Here is a 22,131-nt window from a genome sequence, read left to right as displayed (position 1 = left end):
AGTTTAGCAAGCCGCCCGGCCAGCCGAGTAGCGCAAGGAACCCGCGCAGCGGGCGCCGACCCGGGGGTCGCCTTTTCTTTGGCTACTATCTTTTGGCGAAGCAAAAGAAAGTACGCCCGCGCCGCCAGCGCGGAACCCAACCGCCAAACAAGAACCACACTCCCCGTAGCCGCAACCAACAACGGCAACCAACGCCGGAAAGCCAGCCAATGCTGAACACCCTCATCACCTGGTCAGCCAAAAACCGCTTCCTGGTCCTGCTCGCCACCCTGTTCACCATCCTCGCCGGCCTCTGGTCAATCGCGAAAACGCCTCTCGACGCCATCCCTGATCTCTCCGACGTGCAGGTCATCCTGTACACCGAATTCCCCGGCCAGGCGCCGCAGGTTGTTGAAGACCAGGTCACCTACCCGCTGTCCACCGCCCTGCTTTCGGTGCCGAAATCCAAGGTCGTGCGCGGTTTTTCCTTCTTCGGCGCGTCCTTCGTCTATGTCATTTTCGAGGACGGCACCGACATCTACTGGGCGCGTTCACGCGTGCTGGAGTACGTCAATTCGGTGTCCGGCAAGCTGCCCAAGGGTGTCACGCCGACGCTCGGGCCGGATGCGACCGGGGTCGGCTGGGTTTACGAATACGTCGTACTCGCCAAGAACAAGACCCTGGCCGAGCTGCGCACCTTGCAGGACTGGTACCTGCGCTACCAACTGGCCAAGGCGCCGGGCGTCGCCGAGGTGGCGAGCATTGGTGGTTTCGTGCAGCAGTACCAGGTCACGGTCGATCCGGTGAAACTACGAAGCTACGGCATCCCGCTGATGCAGGTCGCCGAGACGATCCGCAATTCCAACCGCGATGTCGGCGGGCGCACGCTGGAGATGGCCGAGACGGAATACATGGTGCGCGGCCGCGGTTACCTGCGCGGCAAAGGCGACATCGAAGGGCTGGTCTTGAAGGCGCAGAACGGCACGCCGGTGCGCGTTGCCGATATCGGCCGCGTCGAACTGCTGCCCGACGAGCGGCGCGGCATTACCGAACTGAACGGCGAAGGCGAAGTGGTGGCCGGCATCGCGATGGCGCGCTTTGGGCAGAACGCGCTCGACGTGATTGCCAATCTCAAGACCAAAGTCGGCGAAATCAGCGCCGGCCTGCCCGAGGGCGTCAGCATCCAGGCCGTCTACGACCGCTCCGAGTTGATCGAACGCGCGATCACTACGCTCAAGCGCACGCTGCTTGAGGAAAGCCTGATCGTTGCGCTGGTCTGCGTCGTCTTCCTGCTCCACCTGCGTTCGGCGCTGGTTGCCATCCTGATGTTGCCGGTCGGCATCCTGACCGCCTTCATCGGCATGCATGCGCTCGGCATCAACGCCAACATCATGAGCCTGGGCGGCGTGGCGATTGCCATCGGCGCGATGATCGACGCCGCCATCGTGATGATCGAGAACGCGCACAAGCATCTTGAGCGCCTCAAACCCGGCGAATCGCGCGCCGAGGCAATCATCGCGGGTTGCCGTGAAGTCGGCCCGGCGCTGTTCTTCAGCCTCTTGATCATCACCGTCTCCTTCCTGCCGGTATTTACCCTCGAAGCCCAGGAAGGTCGCATGTTCGCGCCGCTCGCCTGGACCAAGACCTTCTCGATGGCCGCCGCCGCGCTGCTCTCGGTGACGCTGGTGCCGGTGTTGATGCTCTATTTCATCCGCGGCCATATCCGGCCGGAAGCGGAAAACCCGGTCAACCGCTTCCTGATCCGCATTTACCGGCCGATCATCGCCGGCGTCATGCAGTGGAAGAAGACGACCATCGCCCTGGCCGCGCTCGCGCTGGCGGTCAGCCTGATCCCGGCCAGCCGGCTGGGCAGCGAATTCATGCCGACGCTCAACGAAGGCACGCTGTTCTACATGCCGACCACCCTGCCCGGCCTGTCGGTGACCAAGGCGGCCGAACTGCTGCAGACGCAGGACAAGATCATCAAGAGCTTCCCGGAAGTTGCCTCGGTCTTCGGCAAGGCCGGCCGCGCCCAGACCGCCACCGATCCGGCGCCCATGGAAATGTTCGAGACGGTGATCAATCTCAAGCCGGAAGCCGAATGGCGCGCCGGCATGACCACCGACAAGCTGATCGCCGAACTCGACAAGGCACTGCAATTCCCCGGCGTCGCCAACTCCTGGACAATGCCGATCAAGGCGCGCATCGACATGCTGTCTACCGGTATCCGCACACCGATCGGCATCAAGGTCTTCGGCACCAATCTCGTTGAAATGGAACGCCTGGCGCGCGAAATCGAAACGGTGGTCAAGGCCGTGCCCGGCACCAGCAGCGCCTTCGCCGAGCGCATCACCGGCGGCTTCTACCTCGACATCGTGCCGGATCGCAATGCGCTGGCCCGCTACGGCCTCTCCGTTGGCGAGGTCATGGATGTCGTCAGCGCGGCGCTGGGCGGCGAAATGGTCACCACCACGGTTGAAGGCCGCGAGCGTTTCGGCGTCACCGTGCGCTACCCGCGCGATTTGCGCAGCGACCCGCAGGCCATTGCCCGCGAGGTGCTGGTGCCGGTGCCGGCCGAGATGGGCGCCCCGGCGACCATGGTGCCGCTCGGCCAGTTGGCGGCGGTCAAGATCACCACCGGCGCGCCGGCCATCCGCACCGAAAACGCCCTGCTCTCGGCCTATATCTACGTCGACATCCGCGAGCGCGACATCGGCTCCTACGTCGCCGAAGCCCGCAAAGCGGTCAACGAACAGGTCAAATTCACGCCCGGCACCTACGTCACCTGGAGCGGCCAGTTCGAATACATGGAGCGGGCGGCGGAAAAGCTCAAGATCGTCGTGCCAGTCACGCTGTTGATCATCTTCCTGCTGCTCTACCTCAACTTCCGGCGCATCACCGAGACGCTGATCGTCATGCTTTCGGTACCCTTCGCGCTGGTCGGCGGCATCTGGCTGATGTGGGCGCTCGGCTACAACCTGTCGGTCGCCGCTGCCGTCGGCTTCATCGCGCTGGCCGGCGTCGCCGCCGAAACCGGCGTGATCATGCTGATCTATCTCGACCACGCCTGGCTGGCCGTGCAAGAGAAATGTGCCGCCGAAGGCCGTCGACCGCTGGCCGCCGATCTCTACGGCGCGATCATGGAAGGCGCCGTCGAACGCGTCCGCCCGAAGATGATGACGGTGACCGCAATCATGGCCGGCCTGCTGCCGATTTTGTGGGGCACCGGCACCGGCTCGGAAGTGATGAGCCGCATCGCCGCGCCGATGGTCGGCGGCATGCTGTCTTCAACCGTGCTGACCCTGGCCGTGATCCCGGCCATCTACGCGCTGTTGATACAGCGGCAAATTGAAAAACGCCTCAAAGCGGACGTCGACCGTTGATGATGCGGAGCAGGATGACGACGATGGCGATCACCAGCAGGATGTGGATGAAACCGCCGACGGTATAGGACGTGACCAGTCCGAGCAGCCAGAGAATGAGCAGAACGACGGCAATGGTATAGAGCATGATGTTTCCTTCGCGGTGACGATCCGGAGCGGCCCTGCAACAGGGCCGTTTCCATGACCGGGGTTCACCACAGACTACGCCGTCCTGCCCATCGGCGATGTGCGCTGGCTAACACATCGCCGGCACGTCACAGAATGAAGTGGGTATTGATGAAGTTGGACTTGTTGCCGAGCACGATGGCGTCGAGCAGCTTTTTCGAGGCCTCGGTCTGCTTGGCGGCAACCATGGTGCGGATCGAGAAGGCACGCAGCGCATCATGCACGGACAGCGTGCCCTCGGCCGAATCCTTGCGCCCGACGAAGGGAAAGACGTCCGGCCCGCGCTGGCACTGGCAGTTGATATTGACCCGGCAAACCTGGTTGACCAGCGTATCGACCAGCGAGGCGATCTGCTCGGGATCGCTGCCGAAGATGCTGACCTGCTGGCCGTGATCGGAGGTGATCACGTAGTCGAGCGGCGTTTCGATGTCCTCGAAGGTAGCCACCGGGATGATCGGCCCGAACTGCTCCTCGCGATAGAGCTTCATGCCTTCCCTGACCGGGAAAAGCACGGCCGGATAGAACAGCGTCTCGACCGTCGTGCCGCCGCCCGGATTGATCACGCGCGCGCCCTTGCCCACCGCGTCGGCAATGCATTCGTTCATGTAGGCGACCATTTCCATCTCGGGCAGCGGCGTCAGCATGACGCCCGGCTCCCAGGGCATGCCGATCGCCAGTTTGCCGACCTCTTCGCAGAAGCGACGCAGGAAGCTTTCGGCAATCGACTGGTGCACCAGGATCATTTTGATCGCCGTGCAACGTTGACCGTTGAAGGACAGCGCGCCGGTGATGCACTCCTTGACCGTCAGTTCGATGTCGGCATCCGGCATGATGATTGCCGCGTTCTTGGCGCCCAGCCCGAGAATGGCGCGCAGGCGGTTGGTTTTCGGGTGCGACTTCTTGAGTTGGTCGGCGACTTCGGAAGAGCCGATCAGCGCCAGCACATTGACCTTGCCGGAACCCATGATGTGCGGCACGACGACATGGCCCTGACCGTAAACGATGTTGATGACGCCCGGCGGGAAGGCGCTGCGGAAGGCTTCCAGCATCGGGTAGTAAAGCAGCACGCCGAAGCGCGGCGGCTTGAAAAGCACGACATTGCCCATGATCAGCGCCGGGATCAGCGTGCTGAAGGTTTCGTTCATCGGGTAGTTGTACGGCCCCATGCACAGCGCGATGCCGACCGGCGAGCGGCGGATCTGGGCGATCGTGCCGTCGACGATCTCGAAGCGCGAATTGCTGTTGTCGAGGCGCTTCAGTTCCTCGATGGTGGCGCGGATGTAATCGATGGTGCGGTCGAATTCCTTTTGCGAGTCGGCCAGGCTCTTGCCGATTTCCCACATGATCAGGTTCACGATCTCGCGCCGGCGGGCGACGATCTGGCCGGTGAAATCGACGACGCAGGCGATGCGCTCGGCCACCGACAGGTTCGGCCAGGCGCCGCGCCCGTGATCGTAGGCGGCAACCGCCGCGGCCAGCGCCGCATCGGCCTCGCTCGTGCCGGTCACCGGCACGCTGCCCAGTTCGACATGCGCCAGCCTGCCTGCGTCATCGGCGACGCAGACCGGTGAAAGCACCGGCCGCGTCTCGCCCTTCCATATCTGCATTTCGCCGTTGATCAGGATAGCGCGCTGATGGATTGGCGCCAGGATGCGGCAATCGGCGGGAATGGCATCTTCGCGGGGAAACAGCCCCGCCAGTTGTTCGGCTGTTGGCATGCTGATCTCGACAAGGGAAAAAGCCAGTTAAGCGCGAATCGCGTTACAAAAGCAAGCTTCCGTGCAGCGCTCAGGCCAGCAGGTCGCGCATGTCGTCGGCGTGCTGCTCCTCGACGGCCATGATGCCGATCAGCATCTGCCGCGTCGTCGGGTCGGCATCGCCAAGCGCCTCGATCATCAGACGATAGGATTCGATGGCGACGCGCTCGGCGATCAAGTTGGCCTTGATCATCGACTGCGTATCGCGCGATTCATCGTATTCGGCATGGCTGCGTTCGCTGAGCGTGGCCGGATTGAAATCGGGATGGCCGTTCAGCTGGACGATGCGCTCCGCCAGCAGATCGGCATGGCCCTGCTCTTCCAGCGCATGCTGCAGGAACTCAGCCTTGATCGGACCGTTCTGCAGGCCGGTCGCGGTGTAGTAATGCCGCTTGTAGCGCAGGACGCAGACCAGTTCGGTAGCCAGCGCGCCGTTCAGCATTTCGACCACCAGCTTGCGATTGGCCTGATAACCGCCGGTGACGGCGCCATTTTCAAAATTCTTCGCAGCGGCGCGAATGGCATCGGTATCGATGCCGACGAGTGCAGCTTTCTTGGCCTTGTTCATGGTGTTTTCCTGTAGGAGTGAGCGAAAGGAATCGTGAAACACGATTGCCACTTCCTTTTTAGGCCGTAATGCCGCGCCCTTCGGTTCGCTGCCACGCATTGGCGCCCGGGCCGGGCGCTGACCAGCTAATCAGGACGCGGCAGGCAGAATGCCATCCAGATCCGTCACCGCCACTTCCACCCGGTTGCGCCCCTGCGCCTTGGCGCGACCAAGCGCCGCTTCGGCATACTCGAGTGCTTGCCCGGATGATGGGTCGGTCGGGTTCATCGACGCAATACCGATACTGACGCTCATGGCCACCTGGCGTTCGCCGATGCTGACCGAGGTCACCGCCACCTTGGCCCGGATACGTTCGGCGAGGATCATCGCGGCATCGAGATCGGCTTGCGGCATCAATACGGCAAACTCGTCATCGACAAAGCGACCGGCGATATCGACCTTGCGCAGCTCATCGTGCAGCAGCGCCGAAAACAGCCGCAGCAAGGCATCGCCGGCGGCATGTCCGAGCGTGTCATTGACCATCTGGAAGTGATCGAGATCGAGCAGCATCAGGGCAACCGGGTGATCAGCCTCGCGCTGCAGGCCGGCATGGGCTGCCTCGAGATGCTCCAGGAAATGCGGCCGGTTGGCGAGTGCGGTCAGCGCATCGGTCGCCGCCAGGCTGCGCAGTTCCGCCTCCATCGCCTTGCGCTTGCTGATGTCGCGGGTAAAACCCACGGTTCCCACCAGCTTGTCATCGACCACCACCGGCGACTTGTAGGTTTCAAACCAGCGTTCCTCGCCGTGCACCTCGACCTTTTGTTCCAGGCTTCTTTTCTCGCCACTGCACATGATGGCCTGGTCATCCGCCTGGTACGCATCGGCGAGTTCGCGGGTGGTGATATCGAAATCGGTCTTGCCGACCGGCGCCTCGACCGAGGACCAGTTGTAATTCAGTGCAAACGGCGCGTTGACTGCCAGGTAACGGCTCTGCTCGTCCTTGAGCCAGACCATGAAGGGAAAGTTGTCGAGCAAGGCGCGCTGATAGCCCTCCCGCTCGCGCAGGGCGCGGCTTGCTTCCTTCTCTGCGGTGATGTCGATCACCACCATGCGGCATTCGCGACTGCTTTCGTCAGGCACCGCCTCGATTCTGACCGTCGCCTCGGGACGCTGCTCGGTGGCGAGCAACACGATTTCGCAATGGGTTTTCGCCTTGTTGGCGAGGACTTCTTCCTGGAAGGCATTGAAGGCCGGCAAATACGCAGGTTTGACCGCTGCCGCGAAACGGTAACACCCGTGCCGCGAACGCTTGATGCCGAGCAGGATGGCGCCGGCCAGATTGAGCTGGAGGATGACGCCTTGCACATCGAGCGTGAAATAGCCGACCGGGGCGAAGTCATAGATATCGGCGTATTTCTCGCGCAGGGAGTCGGCTTCGCCGTAGGCATGGCGCAACTCCTCGTTGTGCATTTCCAGCTCGACCTGATGCACCTGCAATTCGTGCAGCAGCCGGTCGCTGTCCCAGGCGCTTGCCGGGCTGGCGGCCTGCGTCTGCTGCAGGCGGGCTTCGGCGCGCTGGCGCAGGGTGGCCGGATTCGGGCGCAGCCGGTTCTTGGGCAGGATCGGCGACGTCAGGCGAAACAGCCGGTCGTACTCGGATTTGACGATGGCGTAGCACTCGCAGACCCGGGCTTCCAGGCCCGGCCGGTCGCAAACCGTGATGTGGCCGCGCCGGTACTGGATCAAGCCGGCCGCCTGCAGCTTGCCGGCCGCTTCGGTGACGGCTTCGCGGCGCACGCCGAGCATGCCGGCGATCAGTTCCTGCGTCATGTTGATCTGGTTGCCGCTCAACTGGTCGAGACTGAGCAGCAGCCAGCGGCAAAGCTGCTGGTCGACCGAATGGTGGCGGTTGCAGACGACGCTTTGCGCCATCTGGGTCATCAGCGCCTGGGCATAGCTCAGGCAGAGCCGCAGGAGATTTCCGCCCTGGTCAAGCTCCCAGACGATCACTTCGGCGCGCAGGCGGTAGGCGGCACCGGCGCTTTGCACCACGACCTTGTGGGTGGTCGTTTCGCCGCCGAGCACCAGCGGAATGCCGAGCAAGCCGTCATTGCCGGTCATCGCCAGTTCGGCCGACGAGCCGTTCTCGGTGGCAAAAACCAGCGAGACGATGCAGGTCGTTGGGAAGTAGACGAATTCGAGGCTGTCGCCGGCATCGTACAAAATGCGGCCGAGCGGCAGGTCGACCAGTTCCAGGTCATCCTCCAGCCGCGCGAACTCGCTGAGCGGCAGCGCGGCCAGGATGCGGTTGAGCTTCGGGCTTTGAATCGATATTGACGGCATTGTGCTCCTCGGCTTGTTCAGCCCTGGCCGGATCGAATCCCCTTGCGGAAACACCACCCCTATTCGTAAAGCATAACCCGTGCAGGTCTTTCGATATGCGCGATAGCGCACATATCCGGACTGACGGCTGCCGTATCTTGACCCCATTGTGGCGCGCCGTGTCGATTCGATCTCCGGAAACAGCCGGCCTGCCGCATCGCCAAGGAGTTCATCGCATGCGCCGCCTTCTCTTAGCTCTCTCGCTACTCGCCCCGCTCGCCACGGTCCACGCCCAGATCGGGGTCGAAATCGGCCTGCCCGGCGTCAATATCGGCATCAACCTGCCGGTTTATCCGCAACTGGTGCTGGTGCCCGGCTCACCGGTCTACTACGCGCCGCGGGCCAATTCCAACTACTTTTTCTACGACGGCCTGTACTGGGTCTATCGCGACGACAACTGGTATTCCAGCGGCTGGTACAACGGCCCCTGGCAATCGATCAACCCGATGGACGTGCCGCTCTTCGTCCTGCGCGTGCCGGTCCGCTACTACCGGCAACCGCCGTCCTATTTCCACGGCTGGCAAGCCAATGCGGCACCGCGCTGGGGCGACCACTGGGGGCGTGACTGGGCGGCCCGGCGCCACGGCTGGAATGACCGCAAGCAACATGCCGCGCCGCGCCCGGCCCCGCTCCCCGGCTATCAACGCAACTACAGCGGCGATCGCTATCCCGGCGCGCGCGAGCAGCAACAGGTGATTCGCGCCGAGAACTATCGCTACCAGCCGCGCGAAGCCGTGACCCGCCAACACTTTGAACAACCGGCCAGGCCGGACGCCGGGCCACGAGAACAGAGCCGCCCGATGCCGAGCGAGCGCCCGCCGCAAATGCAGTCGCGGCCAAACACCGCGCCTCGTGAAAGCCGCCCGCCCGAAGCAGGCAATGCGCGTGACGGCCAGCGTGAGCGTGCGGCCCCGCAAAGCCGGCCGGAACGCACGCAGGAGCGGTCCCAGGAACGCGTCGAACAGCGCGCCCCGGAGCGGCAGCCGAACCAGGCGCAAGGCAATGCCCAGGATCGTGGCCAGGACAGGAATCAGGAAAGAAGTCAGGAGAGAGGTCGGGACAAGGGTCGCGACAACCGCAACGACGAGCGCGGCCCGGACCGCCGCTAGACCAGCCGCAGGCACTGCCGCCGGTGCCTGCTTTCCCCAAATGAAAAAAGGGGGCCGAGTTTGCGCTCGGCCCCCTTGCCACGCCACGCCGGATCAGCGCGTCGGCGGCACCACAATGACGGTGCTGCCGGTGGTGTTGACCGCGCCGGTCTTGCCCTTGGCGCCGGTTGCACCGGTATTGCCCTGGGTGCCGGTCGCGCCGGTTTCACCGACCGCGCCAGCCGAACCCTGGCTACCCGTTTCGCCCGTCGCGCCGGTATAACCGGTATTGCCCTGATTGCCGGTCGCCCCCTTGGCACCGGTATTGCCGGTGCTGCCCGTGTTACCGGTATTCCCCGTATTGCCGGTGTTGCCGCGTTCGCCCTGCGGGCCGGCCGGACCGGCACAGGCGCCCAGACCAAGGGCGGCGATCAGCAAAATGCTGGCTAGTGAATAGTTCATGGCAATTCCTTTTTCAGTTGTCGGCGGCCGGAAGAACCGCATGCTTCAGAATGAGGGCAAGCACCTGTCCGGTCTGTTGGCTGGCGTACATATCGCCCGCCGGAACGCCGGTCAGCGCGCGGCAGGACGGCGCAGGGCATCGAGTTCAGCCTGCAACTCGCCAATGCGCTGGATCAGCGTCAGGGCGAGCGCCACTCCGTGATGATCGAGCTGGAAATCGTCGCGCAGGCGCCTGGCGCGCTTGACGGTCAACACCTGGCAAAGGTGAAAAACCACCGTTCCAGCCGGTCGACCGCTGGGCACGATGACACCGATGTCGACCAGGTCGCTCACCTCGCCAATCGACAGTCCGGAGACTTCGGCCAGATGTTCGATATCGCAGACCGCCGCATCATTCAGCCAGACCGCCTCGCTCAATTGCCTGTTCATGCCGCTGCTCCCGTCAGGAAATGCTGTCTTGGGTTGAATCCGGAATTCGCTGCCAGCTGTTCGAACAACACCCGTTCGCGCGGACCGAGCGCCGCCGGCACCTCGATTCGGACCACTGCGTAGAGCGCACCGGCGCTGCCATCCGTCTTGCCCAGCCCGCGCCCGGCCAGGCGCAGCTTTTGGCCGGCCTGCGTACCAGCACTGATTTTGAGTTCAACCACGCCACCCGGTGTCGGCACCTCGACCGTCGCGCCGAGCACGGCCTCCCATGGGCTGAGCGGCAAATCGAGGTAGAGGTCGCGACCGCTGACCCGGTACAGCGGATGCACCTGCACCGCCAGCGCCACGTAAAGATCACCGGCCCGGCCACCATTGAAGCCGCTGCCCCCCTTGCCGGCCAGACGCAGGCGCTGACCGTCGGCGGCGCCGAGCGGAATGCTGATGCGAAACGTCCGGTCGACACGGTGGGCCAGGCCATTCTTGTCGTACTCCGGCAATTCGGCGCGCACCTCGATTTCACCGCCGCGAAAAAGCTGTTCGAGCGAAATATGCGCCGCCACTTCGTAATCCTGACCGGCAACCGGCGCCGGCTGGCGTTGCCGCCCGGAACGGCTGAAGGCGGCAAAGATGTCGGCAAGATCGACATCGTCAAAGCCGGCGGCATCGGTCTTGTAACGCTGCTGCCAGTCCGGCGGCGGCGTGAATTGCTCGCCGGCCGGGCGGCTACCCAGATTGTCGTAGGCCTGCCGCTTTTCCGGATCCTTCAACGTCGCGTAGGCCTCGGCCAGCTCCTTGAATTTTTCCTCACCCGCCGGGTCCTTCGAGACATCGGGATGGTACTGGTGGGCAAGCTTGCGATAAGCCTTCTTGATCGCATCGGCCGAGGCCGTGCGTTCAAGGCCCATGGCCTGGTAGTAATCCTTGAATTTCATTGGGCTGCCTGCTGAGGTTGCCGGATGAAGGCGGCATTATTCATTTTGCCAGGCAGTGACCTGCAACTCTGTGCGGCAGCGCACATAACCCGGAGCGCCCGGGACGAATCAGGTTCGGCCAATTCAATGAAGAGTAAGTGAGGGAACATGACTTTCCGCCCCTCGTACAGGTCATCTTCGGCTGCAGACCAGAAAATGCCGTCGTCGCACCTCGTAGGAATTTCCCTACACCGCCTCGTCGGAAACCTACGTTTAAATCAACCAACGCTGATATTTCCTAACGCCATACTCACCCATGCTATGGCCACCTATTCAGCCCAGAAGCAAGCCATGGAAAAAGCCGCCGATTCTTGCCTACCAATGGATTCCACAAAATCGGAAGGCATCGGTGAAGCATATTTCCATAAGCAAATACCCTTTATGCTGCATGGCATTTTCTGCATTCTCGTTATCCTGATCTACACCGGTCTGACCCTGACCGGCTTCCTTCTCGCCTTGCTTGTCGCGTGCATCAGCCTGGCCGGTGCGATGTGGTCGGCACGGCAGCTCCGCCAGCAAATCGGCAAGGCCGTCGAAATGGCTTTGTGCGCAGCAAGCAGCAGCCGATTGGCACAACAGCCGCATAGCATCCCCGGCCTGGAGCAACTTTGCCTTGGCGTCCTGCCGGTATGGTCGGGGCAGATCGAAATGGCGCAAAGCCATACCGAAGAAGCTGCCATCGCGCTCGCCCAGCGCTTTGCCGACATTTCGCAACGCCTCGAAGGCACCTTTTCTTCCTCGCCTGCTGCGGTGGACGGCGAATCGGGCGGCCACAAATTGATTGCCCTGCTCAACTCGGCGCAAGGCGAGCTCGATTCGATCATCACCTCATTGCGCGCCGCCCTGTCCACCAAGGAGACCCTGCTCCACGAGGTAACCAACCTGTCGAGCCAGACCACGGCCCTGCAGCGCATGGCCCAGGATGTCGGCGACATCGCCAAGCAGACCAACCTGCTTGCCCTCAATGCCGCGATCGAAGCTGCCCGGGCCGGCGAGGTCGGGCGCGGCTTTGCCGTGGTCGCCGATGAGGTGCGCAAGCTGTCGACCTTGTCCGGCGAAACCGGCAAGAAGATTGCCGACACGGTCGACACCGTAAACAAGGCAATTGCCGAGACGCTGCAGATATCGCACCAGTATGCCGAGCAGGATGAAGCCCTGGTCAACGATTCGAGCCAAGTCATCGGCCATGTGATCTCCCGCTTCGGGCAGGCCGCGACCAATCTTGCCGAAAACTCCGAAAACCTGCGCCAGCAAGGCGTCCAGGTCGGCCAGGAAGTGGCCGAGGTACTGGTTGCCCTGCAATTCCAGGATCGAGTCAGCCAGGTGCTCAATCACGTCAATAACGACTTGAAGAAACTGCAGCAGAACATCCGGGAAAGCGAACTCCAGCCCACCGACAGCCAAGGCATGCCGGTCGATGCCGCGCAATGGCTGAGCGAGTTGTCGCAGACCTACACCATGCCCGAGCAACATGCGGTCCATCACGGCGGCACAGCGACGAGCGCGGCCAGCAACAACGAAATCACATTTTTCTAAAGGTAATACCCATGGCAAAGACCATCCTGATAGTGGACGACTCGGCCTCCCTGCGGCAGGTCGTCAGCATTGCACTGAAAGGCGCCGGTTACGACGTCATCGACGCCTGCGACGGCAAGGATGCACTGAACAAGCTCGACGGCAGGAAGATCCACCTGATCATCAGCGACGTGAACATGCCCAACATGGACGGCATTTCCTTCGTCAAGGCAGCCAAGCAGCTTCCGGCCTACAAATTCACGCCGGTCATCATGCTCACCACTGAAGCTGGCGAAAGCAAGAAAGCCGAAGGCCAGGCTGCCGGCGCCAAGGCCTGGGTGGTCAAGCCCTTCCAGCCGCCCCAGATGCTCGCGGCCGTCGCCAAGCTGATCCTGCCCTAAGACTCGTCATGCCCAAACTGCCGGAATCAGCGCAACCCGTTTCCGCGCTCGCCGGCACGTCGACCGCATTCATCGCCAGGGCCCTCCGGGAAGGTTTGCCCGATGCCCTCGCGCTGACGGACAGCCGGGATATCGAGATCAATCTGGCCGACATCGGCGAACTCGATGGCGCCGCCCTGCAGCTTCTGGTTGCAGCCAAGCGGGAAGCCGCCGACCAGGGCAAGAACATTCGTTTCATCAACCACCCCGACCCGGCCTTGAAGCTGCTCGAACTATGCGACCTGGCCGGCTTTTTTGCTGCCTGGCAGGCGCCGGACGGCTCGCCGGAAAACACCTTGCAACCGTCTTCGCCTTAAGGAAAAAGCCATGTCCGACCTGTCCGAATCAAGCGTCCCGGCACTCTGCGTGGCCGGCGAATTCACCATCTTCACGGCTGGCGAACTCAAGGGACGCTTGCTCGAAGCCATTGCCCTCTGCACCAGCGGCGATATAGAAATTGATCTCTCCGATGTCACGGAGATCGATTCGGCCGGTCTGCAATTGATGATCATGGCCAAGCGCGAGGCGGCCTGGCAGAGCAAGACGATCCGTTTTTGCCGGCATAGCGACCCCGTTCTCGACCTGATCGATCTCTGCGACCTGGCGGGCTTTTTCGGCGACCCGGTCCTGATCCGCTCGAAACTGCAGGGGTGACGCCATGGATATGGAAGAGGCCTTCGCTGCTTTCATCCGGGCCAGCCGCCAATATCTCGAAAGCACCGAGGTTCAAGCGATGGAAAAGCCGGTCAGGCACAAGATCAAGCAGCCCGGCCGTGTTTTTCGTGCGACGCCCTCACCCCGGAAATTTCCGGCCTTTCCGCCGCCAAAGCCATCGGCTCAGGCTCTGCTGGAGACGGGGCAATACTGCACGGAACTGAGCGTACCGAGCCACCTGGCCGCTCATTTCATCCGCGAAAACCTGCTTGAAGCCGTTGCCCACTTCGAAATATGGGAAATCGTCATCGATCTTGGCGAACTCGGCGAGATCAATGACGACAGCCTGCAACTCATCGTGATGGCCAAGCGAGCAGCTGCCCGCCTCGGCAAACACATCCATTTCCACCAATCTGTCGATCCGGTCATCCACTTGCTGGATCTGTGCGAGCTGGCCGGCATTTTTGCGCGGCCGGCACCTGCCCGCCACATACATTGAGGTTAACCGCATGAATCTTGACGACGCCCTCAAGACATTTGTCATCGAAAGCCGCGAACTCCTCGAAAACATGGAGGAAGCCCTGCTCAAGGTGGAGCAGGCACCCGACGATGGCGACCTGATTGCCGCCATTTTTCGGGCCGCCCATACCATCAAGGGATCGGCCGGCCTGTTCGGTCTCGATCATGTCGTTGCCTTCACCCACAACGCCGAAAATGTGCTCGACATGGTACGCGCTGCCGAATTGCGCATCACCGGCGAACTGGTCGCCCTTTTTCTCGAGATCTGCGACCACATGGGGGCCTTGATTGACCACGTCGAAGCTGGCCAGAATCCCGCACCCGAAACCCATGCCCGCAGCGCCGAACTGGTGGCCAGCCTGAACACCCTCTCCGGCCAGCCGGCCCCGCCCACCGAAAATACCGCGCCGGTTCGCCACGAAGCCGAATTCGTGCGGGAAAACGACGAACAGGGTAACGGCGTCGGGTCCGACAACTGGCACATCTCTCTGCGCTTCGGGCGCGATGTCCTGAAGAACGGCATGGACCCGGTGGCCTTCATCCGCTACCTGACCACCTTCGGCCAGATCGTCACCATCGTCACCCTGAGCGAGAGCATGCCGCCGGCCCCCGAGATGGATCCGGAAGACTGTTACCTCGGTTTCGAAATCAACTTCCGGACCGCGGCCGACAAACAGACCATCGAAGGCGCCTTCGAATTCGTCCGCGACGATGCCCGTATCCGCATCCTGCCGCCGCACAGCAAGATCGATCAATACCTCGATCTGATCCAGGGCATGCCGGAAGAAGAATTGCGCCTGGGCGAAATCCTCATCCGCTGCGGCACGCTGACCCAGGCCGAAATCGAAGCTGCACTGGAGGCACAGGCGAAGGCCCGCAAACAGGGCGAAGCCGAGCATGCGATCGGCGAAGTCCTAGTCGCTCAGCATGTCGTCCAGCCCGCCGTGGTTGCTGCCGCATTGCAGAAGCAAAAGCAGGTCAAGGAAAACAAACAAGGGGATGCCGCGCTGATCCGGGTCAATGCGGAGAAGCTCGACGAACACATCAACCTGATCGGCGAACTGATCATCGCCAGCGCCGGCATCAACCTGTCGGCACTGAAAAGCGGCATTCCTGAATTGCTCGAAGCCGCATCGGTGATGAACCGGCTGGTCGAAAACATCCGCGATTCAGCACTGCAGTTGCGCATGGTCCAGATCGGCGCCACCTTCAACAAATTCCAGCGCGTGGTGCGCGACGTCTCGAAGGAAATCGGCAAGGATATCCGCCTCGAAATCAGCGGTGCCGAAACAGAACTCGACAAGACGGTCGTCGAGAAAATCGGCGATCCCCTGACCCACCTCGTGCGCAACTCGATGGATCACGGCATCGAGTCGGCCGAACTGCGCCTGGCCCGCGGCAAACCGGCCCAGGGCACGCTACGCCTCAACGCCTACCATGACTCCGGCAGCATCGCGATCGAGGTCTCCGACGACGGCGGCGGCCTGCCCCGCGAGCGCATCCTGGCCAAGGCCATCGAACGCGGCCTGGTCAAGCCGGAACAGACGCTCAGCGACAGCGAGATCCACAATCTCATTTTCGAACCCGGCTTCTCGACCGCCGAACAGGTAAACAACCTGTCCGGACGTGGCGTCGGCATGGATGTCGTGCGTCGCAACATCACTGCGCTGCGCGGCAGCATCGAGATCGAAAGCTGCGAGGGGCTGGGCACCACGATGCGCATCCGCCTGCCGCTGACGCTGGCCATCATCGACGGCTTCCTGGTCGGCGTCGGTGCCTCGTCCTTCGTCGTCCCGCTCGAGATGGTCGTCGAGTGCGTCGAACTCACGCAGGAGGAAATCGATGCCTCGCAAGGCCGCGACCACCTCAATCTGCGCGGCGAACTGCTGCCTTTCATTCGCCTCAAGGACCTCTTCGAGATTCCCGAACCGCCGCCGGCCGAGGAGGAATATGACGAATATGACCTGCGCCGGCAGATCGATCCGGGGCTGGCTTTGCTGCTGCAACCCTTGCAGCGGCAAAACGTCGTCGTGGTCAATTACGCCGGACACCGGGCCGGCCTAGTCGTAGACACCCTGCAGGGCGAATACCAGACGGTCATCCGTCCGCTTGGCGCCGTTTTCAACGGATTGCAGGGAATCAGCGGCTTCACCATCCTGGGCACCGGCCGGGTCGCACTAATCCTCGACGTGCCCGGCCTGGTCCGCCGGGTTGCCGGTCGTGAGGGACGGCGCAACCTTCTCGCCGCGACTTGCGCCGCGCTGGAGTGAAAAGCGATGCCGCATTCCGAGTCCTTCTTTCCGCCCGGAGTCGCTCCGGTGCTCCGGCAGCAATTGCCTCATCCGCTCGCAAACAGGCACACCAGATGGCTGGTGGGCTCCATCGAAACAACTTTTTTGATCCCCAAGGGAAATTGAGATGAAACTCACCGTCGCGCAAAAAATGGCCTTGCTGGCCGGTTCGGCCCTGTTCGGAATCGCCTTGCTGACCGGGCTTGGCCAATACCAGATGGGCAAGGTTTTCGATGCCGCCAACTACGGCAACACCAATGCCGTTCCCAGCCTGGTGGTCCTCGACGACTTGCGCAAGCAGGTCCTGCTGCTCCGGGTCGGCGCCAACCGTCACCTGATCAACTCCGACCCGGCCAAGCTTGCCGAAATCGAAAACATAATCAAAGGCTTCCGCACCGCCATTCATGCCGCTTTCAAGAGATATGTCGATGACGGCCTGGTCTCGGACGAAAAGGACAAGGACCTGCTCGATCAGGAAAGGAAGCTGTTCGAGCAATACGATCCCCTGCTCGAGCCTATCTTTGCCGAATCGCGCGCCGGCCGCACGGAACAGGCGCTGAAGCTGGCCGAGAACGCCGCCCCGTTCGCCCGCAAGCTTTCCGAGGTGATCGACGAGCAATTCGAACACAACGTGAAGCTCGCGAAAAAAGGCGCCGAAGACGCCAATGCGGTGCGCACCTCGTCGTTCTACATTTCCCTGCTCATTGCCGCGCTGACCCTGGCTGCCGTCGGCATCATCAGCTACACCATCGCCCGCGCCTTTCTCAAGCAACTGGGCGGAGAACCCGATCACGCAGCCGAAATCGCCAACCGGGTCGCGGTCGGCGACCTGTCGAGCAATATCCAGCTGGCGGCGGGCGACAACACCAGCCTGATGGCCGCCATGCAGCAGATGAGCACCAGTCTGCGCGCCTTGCAGGCCGACACCAACCAGCTGATCCAGGCAGCCACCGAAGGAAAACTCGATGTACGGGCCGATGTCAGCAAGCATCAGGGCGATTTCCGCAAGATCGTCGAAGGCATCAATGCCACCCTGGACGGTATCGTCATTCCGCTCAACGAATCGATCGCCGTCCTTGTCGAACTCGAAAACGGCAATCTGACCCGTACTGTCACCGGCGATTACAAGGGCCAGTTGATGGATTTCAAGAACACCGTCAACAACACTGTCGAAAAACTCGCGCAGACCATTGCCGAAGTGAATAGCACGGCCGAAACCCTGGCTTCGGCAACAACCCAGGTTTCGTCCACGGCCCAGTCGCTGTCGCAGGCTTCGAGCGAACAGGCGGCCTCGGTCGAGGAAACCTCGGCCTCAATCGAACAGATGGCTTCCTCCATCCAGCAGAACACCGAAAACGCCAAGATCGCCGACGGCATGTCGGCCCAGGGCAGCACGAAGGCAGCGGAAGGCGGCCAGGCAGTCAGCGAGACGGTCGGCGCCATGAAGCAGATTGCCAAGAAGATCGGCATCATCGACGACATCGCCTACCAGACCAACCTGCTCGCCCTCAACGCAGCGATCGAGGCCGCCCGCGCCGGCGAACACGGCAAGGGCTTCGCGGTCGTCGCCGCCGAAGTGCGCAAGCTGGCCGAGCGCTCGCAGGTGGCCGCGCAGGAAATCGGCGAGCTGGCGGTCAACAGCGTCGGCATGGCCGAAAAGGCCGGCAAGCTGCTCGACGAGATCGTTCCCGCCACGAAGAAGACTGCCGACCTCGTCCAGGAAATCACCTCCGCCTCCGAAGAACAGACGGTCGGCGTGAACCAGGTGAATACCGCGATGAGCCAGCTCAGCCAGATCACCCAGCAAAATGCCAGCGCCTCCGAGGAACTGGCCGCAACCGCCGAGGAAATGTCTTCGCAGGCCACCAACCTGCAGGAAATCATGTCCTTCTTCCGCGTCGATAACGGGCGCGGCCATGCCCGTCCGGGCGTTTCGCCGGGCAAGAACCAGGCGGCCAATTCGGTTGCAGCCGGGAATGTTGCGCCGCTGACCAGGAAGGGTGGCGGCACGACGCACCCCGACGAAACCAACTTCGCCCGTTTCTGAGGAAGCACGAGGCCATCATGAGCAGCCCGACCACTCAACTCACTCCCACGGCCCAGGCCGGCCAGCCGGCCGGTCCGGATGCGCTGACCGAACAGCAGCAGTACCTGACCTTCAGCCTGGGCGAGGAGATGTTCGCCATCGGCATTCTCGCCATTCGCGAAATCATCGAATACGGTTGCCTGACCGAGGTGCCGATGGTGCCGCCCTTCATCCGGGGCGTCATCAACCTGCGCGGCTCGGTGGTCCCCGTGGTCGACATGGCGGTACGCTTCGGCCGGCCGGCCGGACAGATCACCAAGCGCACCTGCATCGTCATCATCGAGACCGGTGATCTCGGCCAGGGAGGGCACGGACAGCAGATGGGGATCGTCGTCGATGCCGTATCGGAAGTGCTCGAAATCCCGTCCGGCGATATCGAGCCACCGCCCGAGTTCGGGGCGCGCATCCGCATCGATTTCATCAGCGGCATGGGCAAGGTGAACGGCAAGTTCGTCGTCATGCTCGACGTCAATCGCATTCTCGCCCTTGACGAAATCGCCGTGCTTGCCGCCGTCTCCCAAGCTGAACGGAGTGGGACCTGAAAGCTCCCCCGTCTTTTCAAACCAAGCCGAGCACCACCAGGTAAATGACCCATCCGAGCAAACCCTGCGACGACTTCCGCTTGCTGGCAGAAAGCCTGCCGGATGGCATCGCCCGTTATGATCGGGTGGGACGCCTGACTTATCGCAACAAGGCGTACCGGCGCCTGGATCCGGATTTGCGGGCTCTTGCCGTAACACCAACGGTAGACGGCGCTAATCTCGCCAAATCGACCTTGTATGACCAGTTGCGGACGGCCATCGCCAACGGCACGCCCGGCGCCATCGATCTCTGCTGGCAGGACGCCGCCGGCCAGACGCAACATGTCGAACTACGCGCCACCCCCGAGCTCAATGCTGCGGGCGAGATCGACGGCGTCCTCGCCGTCGCCCGCAACATATCGAAACAGAGGGAAACGCAGCGGCAACTCTGCCTGCTGAAATTCGCACTCGATCACGTAACAGAAGCGATATACCTGATCGACGAAAATGGCAGGCTACTGCATGTCAACGACGCCAGTTGCCGTTCGCTCGGTTACTCCTACGCCGAACTCATGACAATGAGCGTTTTCGATATCGATCCCGATTATTCGTCGAACGACTGGAATCAGCACTGGCAACAGATGCTGCACACCGGCTCACGCACCTTGACGAGCCGCCACCAGCGCAAGGACAAGCGCCTTTTCCCGGTGGAGATCAGGGCTGCCCGCTTCGAATTCGACGGCAGCATCTACAATTTCGCGCTAGCCCAGGACATTACTGAAAGGGAACTGGCGGAACAGGCTGCACGGCAGCGCCAGAATGAGTTCACGACGCTGATTGAAAACTCGCCGGACACCATTGCTCGCTACGATCGCAATTGTCGCCGCCTGTACAGCAATGCCAGTCTGATTCGTCTGGCCGGCATGTCTGCTGAACAGATGCTCGGCCAACGCCCGTCCGAATACAATCTCAGCAACAGCGCCCTTGCCTACGAGAAGGCACTGCTCACCGTCATCACCAGCGGCGAAGCTGATGAAATCGAGCATACCTGGCCGGCCGCCGACGGTCGCACGTTGTGCAGCCACCTGATCCTGACGCCGGAGTTCGCGGCCGACGAGCAGGTCACCAGCGTTCTTGTCATCGGCCGCGACATCACCGCGCTCAAAGAAAGCGAACGCCGCCTGCGCCAGGCCGAAGCCATGGCTCGCCTGGGACATTGGCAATGGGAGCTTAGTAGCGGCAAGAAAGTCAGCGTTTCCGCCGAGATGTGCCGGATATTCGGCAAGAGTGCCGATTGGCAGCCAAAAATCAATCAGGTTTTTTCCATGATCCTTGATGAGGACAGGAAGCCCTTGCTCAAGGCCTACCGCGACGCCTGCGAGCGGAAGGAGACCGAGCTGACACTCAGCGGCTACCGGATACGGATTGCCAAACAAGTACTGCACCTGCACACCCACATTTGCATCGAGTATGGACAGGAAGGCAAACCACGCCGCCTGATCGCAACGACGCAAGATATCAGCGAGCTGAAAAACTACGAGTCGCGCCTGCAGGAAATGGCCTTTCACGACTCGTTGACCGGTCTGCCGAACCGCATCCTGCTCGGCGAGCGCCTCAATCATTGCCTGGAAAGGGCAACCCGGCACGGCGGTACGCTCGGCCTGATCATTCTTGACATCGACCGCTTCAAGGAGGTCAACGATACTCACGGCCACGATCTCGGTGACCTGCTCCTGCACGAAGCGGCCGAACGCCTGCGCCGCCTGGTGCGCGACTACGATACGGTAGCTCGTCTGGGCGGCGACGAATTTGCCGTCGTCCTGCCCAACATTCGCGAGGCAGCCGATCTCGGCAGCATTTCGCGGAAAATACTGGATGTCCTGGCCCAACCATTCCAGTTGGGGTCGCAGGAGGCGTTCATCTCGGCCAGCATCGGGATCGCCGTCTTCCCGAGTGATGGAAGAACCGCAACCGAACTCTTCCAGTACGCCGACTCGGCGCTCTATGACGCAAAGGACCGCGGGCGCGCCGGCTTCCGCTTCTACTCGGCCGAACTGAGCGCCAAATCGAAGGAACGGGCGATGCTGGAATTGGCCCTGCGGCGCGCCGAGACTGCAGGCGAACTGGAAGTCTTCTACCAACCGAAAATTGATCTGGCGAACGGTCGCCTGGTCGGTGCAGAAGCCCTGCTCCGCTGGCGTCATCCAAGCTTCGGCATGGTCCAGCCTGACAAGTTCATCGGCATCGCCGAAGATACCGGCTTGATCGTCAGCATCGGCGCCTGGGTTCTGAACCAGGCCTGCCTGGCCGCCAGACGCTGGAACGAGAGCGGCGAACGGCGGCTGAAAATCGCTGTCAATCTCTCCTCCCGCCAATTTCGCGACAACGATCTGGTAGCAACGGTGCTTCGAGCCTTGCGCCTGACCGGCTGCAAGCCCGCCTGGCTCGAATTCGAGATTACCGAAAGCCTGCTGCTCGACGACAACAAGGAAATCGGCGTCGCCCTGAAGGCTTTCCGGGACATGGGCATCAGCATCGCCATCGACGATTTCGGCACCGGCTACTCCTCCCTAGCCTACCTCAAACGGTTCCCGATCAATGTCCTGAAGATCGACCGTTCCTTCATCAGCGACGTCATGCTTGACCGCGACAGCACCGAACTGGTCAAGGGCATCATCACCATGGCACACAGCCTGCGCCTCGAATTGGTGGCGGAAGGCATAGAAACCGAAAAGCAGGAGCTATTCCTGCAAGCCCATGGCTGCCATCTTGGCCAGGGCTATCGCTACAGCAAGCCGATTCCGGGCGAGGCCTTCGAGCGCCTGCCTCAAATGCTCAACGAAACGCAGCCTCGCATGTTCCCTGCCCTCGATCGGGATGCCGCCAAACCCGATGCGGCCACACTGCAGTAAGCCAGAGTCGGCACATTCCCGATTGGAGAT

General features: G+C 62.1%; 17 protein-coding genes and 1 pseudogene. 11 read left to right on the top strand and 7 right to left on the bottom strand.

Translation table 11 applies throughout. The annotated features are described in order from the left end of the window. Positions 1-209 precede the first annotated feature (209 nt). A complete protein-coding gene (locus KIG99_RS19295) occupies positions 210-3,362 on the top strand; it encodes an efflux RND transporter permease subunit (protein WP_226461646.1) in 3,153 nt (1,050 codons plus the stop codon). Here KIG99_RS19295 and KIG99_RS19290 read toward each other — a convergent pair. From KIG99_RS19290 to KIG99_RS19275, 4 genes are all read right to left on the bottom strand, one after another. Then, complete coding sequence (locus KIG99_RS19290; protein WP_226461645.1) at positions 3,340-3,489, bottom strand: lmo0937 family membrane protein; 150 nt, start codon at positions 3,487-3,489, stop codon at positions 3,340-3,342. The two genes, KIG99_RS19295 and KIG99_RS19290, sit on opposite strands and share 23 nt — an antisense overlap. A gap of 127 nt (positions 3,490-3,616) precedes the next feature. Next, a complete protein-coding gene (locus KIG99_RS19285) occupies positions 3,617-5,245 on the bottom strand; it encodes an NADP-dependent glyceraldehyde-3-phosphate dehydrogenase (RefSeq protein WP_226461644.1) in 1,629 nt (542 codons plus the stop codon). Between the two features lie 70 nt (positions 5,246-5,315). Next, the gene (locus KIG99_RS19280) at positions 5,316-5,852 is read right to left on the bottom strand and encodes a ferritin-like domain-containing protein (RefSeq protein WP_226461643.1); all 537 of its coding nucleotides are present in this window, start codon (positions 5,850-5,852) and stop codon (positions 5,316-5,318) included. A gap of 129 nt (positions 5,853-5,981) precedes the next feature. Next, positions 5,982-8,174 carry a diguanylate cyclase gene (locus KIG99_RS19275; RefSeq protein WP_226461642.1) on the bottom strand — a complete coding sequence of 731 codons (2,193 nt, stop codon included), beginning with the start codon at positions 8,172-8,174 and terminating at the stop codon, positions 5,982-5,984. Between the two features lie 215 nt (positions 8,175-8,389). On the opposite strand from KIG99_RS19275, the gene KIG99_RS19270 reads away from it, so the two are divergent. Further along, complete coding sequence (locus KIG99_RS19270; protein ID WP_226461641.1) at positions 8,390-9,322, top strand: hypothetical protein; 933 nt, start codon at positions 8,390-8,392, stop codon at positions 9,320-9,322. Between the two features lie 93 nt (positions 9,323-9,415). Here KIG99_RS19270 and KIG99_RS19265 read toward each other — a convergent pair whose 3' ends face one another. The 3 genes from KIG99_RS19265 to KIG99_RS19255 all read right to left on the bottom strand — a co-directional run bounded on the left by KIG99_RS19265 (position 9,416) and on the right by KIG99_RS19255 (position 11,124). Next, positions 9,416-9,763: a collagen-like protein gene (locus tag KIG99_RS19265; RefSeq protein WP_264180439.1), complete on the bottom strand. Its 348-nt coding sequence runs from the start codon at positions 9,761-9,763 to the stop codon at positions 9,416-9,418. Positions 9,764-9,874: 111 nt separating this feature from the next. Continuing rightward, the gene (locus KIG99_RS19260) at positions 9,875-10,192 is read right to left on the bottom strand and encodes a chaperone modulator CbpM (protein ID WP_226461640.1); all 318 of its coding nucleotides are present in this window, start codon (positions 10,190-10,192) and stop codon (positions 9,875-9,877) included. Next, a complete protein-coding gene (locus KIG99_RS19255; protein ID WP_226461639.1) occupies positions 10,189-11,124 on the bottom strand; it encodes a DnaJ C-terminal domain-containing protein in 936 nt (311 codons plus the stop codon). Before KIG99_RS19255 ends, KIG99_RS19260 begins: the two co-directional genes overlap by 4 nt. Positions 11,125-12,087: 963 nt before the next feature. Here KIG99_RS19255 and KIG99_RS20950 point away from each other — a divergent pair. From KIG99_RS20950 to KIG99_RS19210, 9 genes and pseudogenes are all read left to right on the top strand, one after another. After that, positions 12,088-12,699 (top strand): annotated as a pseudogene (locus tag KIG99_RS20950) (methyl-accepting chemotaxis protein); the annotation flags it as partial. 11 nt (positions 12,700-12,710) lie between these two features. Beyond that, complete coding sequence (locus KIG99_RS19245; RefSeq protein WP_226461637.1) at positions 12,711-13,079, top strand: response regulator; 369 nt, start codon at positions 12,711-12,713, stop codon at positions 13,077-13,079. A gap of 8 nt (positions 13,080-13,087) precedes the next feature. After that, positions 13,088-13,435, top strand: coding sequence for an STAS domain-containing protein (locus KIG99_RS19240; RefSeq protein WP_226461636.1), 348 nt, complete (start codon positions 13,088-13,090; stop codon positions 13,433-13,435). Between the two features lie 10 nt (positions 13,436-13,445). Further along, the gene (locus tag KIG99_RS19235) at positions 13,446-13,772 is read left to right on the top strand and encodes an STAS domain-containing protein (protein ID WP_226461635.1); all 327 of its coding nucleotides are present in this window, start codon (positions 13,446-13,448) and stop codon (positions 13,770-13,772) included. 4 nt (positions 13,773-13,776) lie between these two features. After that, the gene (locus tag KIG99_RS19230) at positions 13,777-14,271 is read left to right on the top strand and encodes an STAS domain-containing protein (protein WP_226461634.1); all 495 of its coding nucleotides are present in this window, start codon (positions 13,777-13,779) and stop codon (positions 14,269-14,271) included. Between the two features lie 10 nt (positions 14,272-14,281). After that, the gene (locus KIG99_RS19225) at positions 14,282-16,561 is read left to right on the top strand and encodes a chemotaxis protein CheA (RefSeq protein WP_226461633.1); all 2,280 of its coding nucleotides are present in this window, start codon (positions 14,282-14,284) and stop codon (positions 16,559-16,561) included. A 148-nt stretch (positions 16,562-16,709) separates the two neighbouring features. Further along, positions 16,710-18,629, top strand: coding sequence for a HAMP domain-containing methyl-accepting chemotaxis protein (locus KIG99_RS19220; protein ID WP_226461632.1), 1,920 nt, complete (start codon positions 16,710-16,712; stop codon positions 18,627-18,629). A 17-nt stretch (positions 18,630-18,646) separates the two neighbouring features. After that, positions 18,647-19,210 carry a chemotaxis protein CheW gene (locus KIG99_RS19215; protein ID WP_226461631.1) on the top strand — a complete coding sequence of 188 codons (564 nt, stop codon included), beginning with the start codon at positions 18,647-18,649 and terminating at the stop codon, positions 19,208-19,210. A gap of 44 nt (positions 19,211-19,254) precedes the next feature. After that, positions 19,255-22,101, top strand: coding sequence for an EAL domain-containing protein (locus tag KIG99_RS19210; RefSeq protein ID WP_226461630.1), 2,847 nt, complete (start codon positions 19,255-19,257; stop codon positions 22,099-22,101). Positions 22,102-22,131: the final 30 nt, after the last annotated feature.

The organism is Quatrionicoccus australiensis (genome assembly GCF_020510425.1).
Classification (GTDB): Bacteria; Pseudomonadota; Gammaproteobacteria; order Burkholderiales; family Rhodocyclaceae; genus Azonexus; species Azonexus australiensis_A.
The sequence above is the reverse complement of the archived record's forward strand: the minus strand, read 5'-3'. Positions and strand labels throughout refer to the sequence as shown.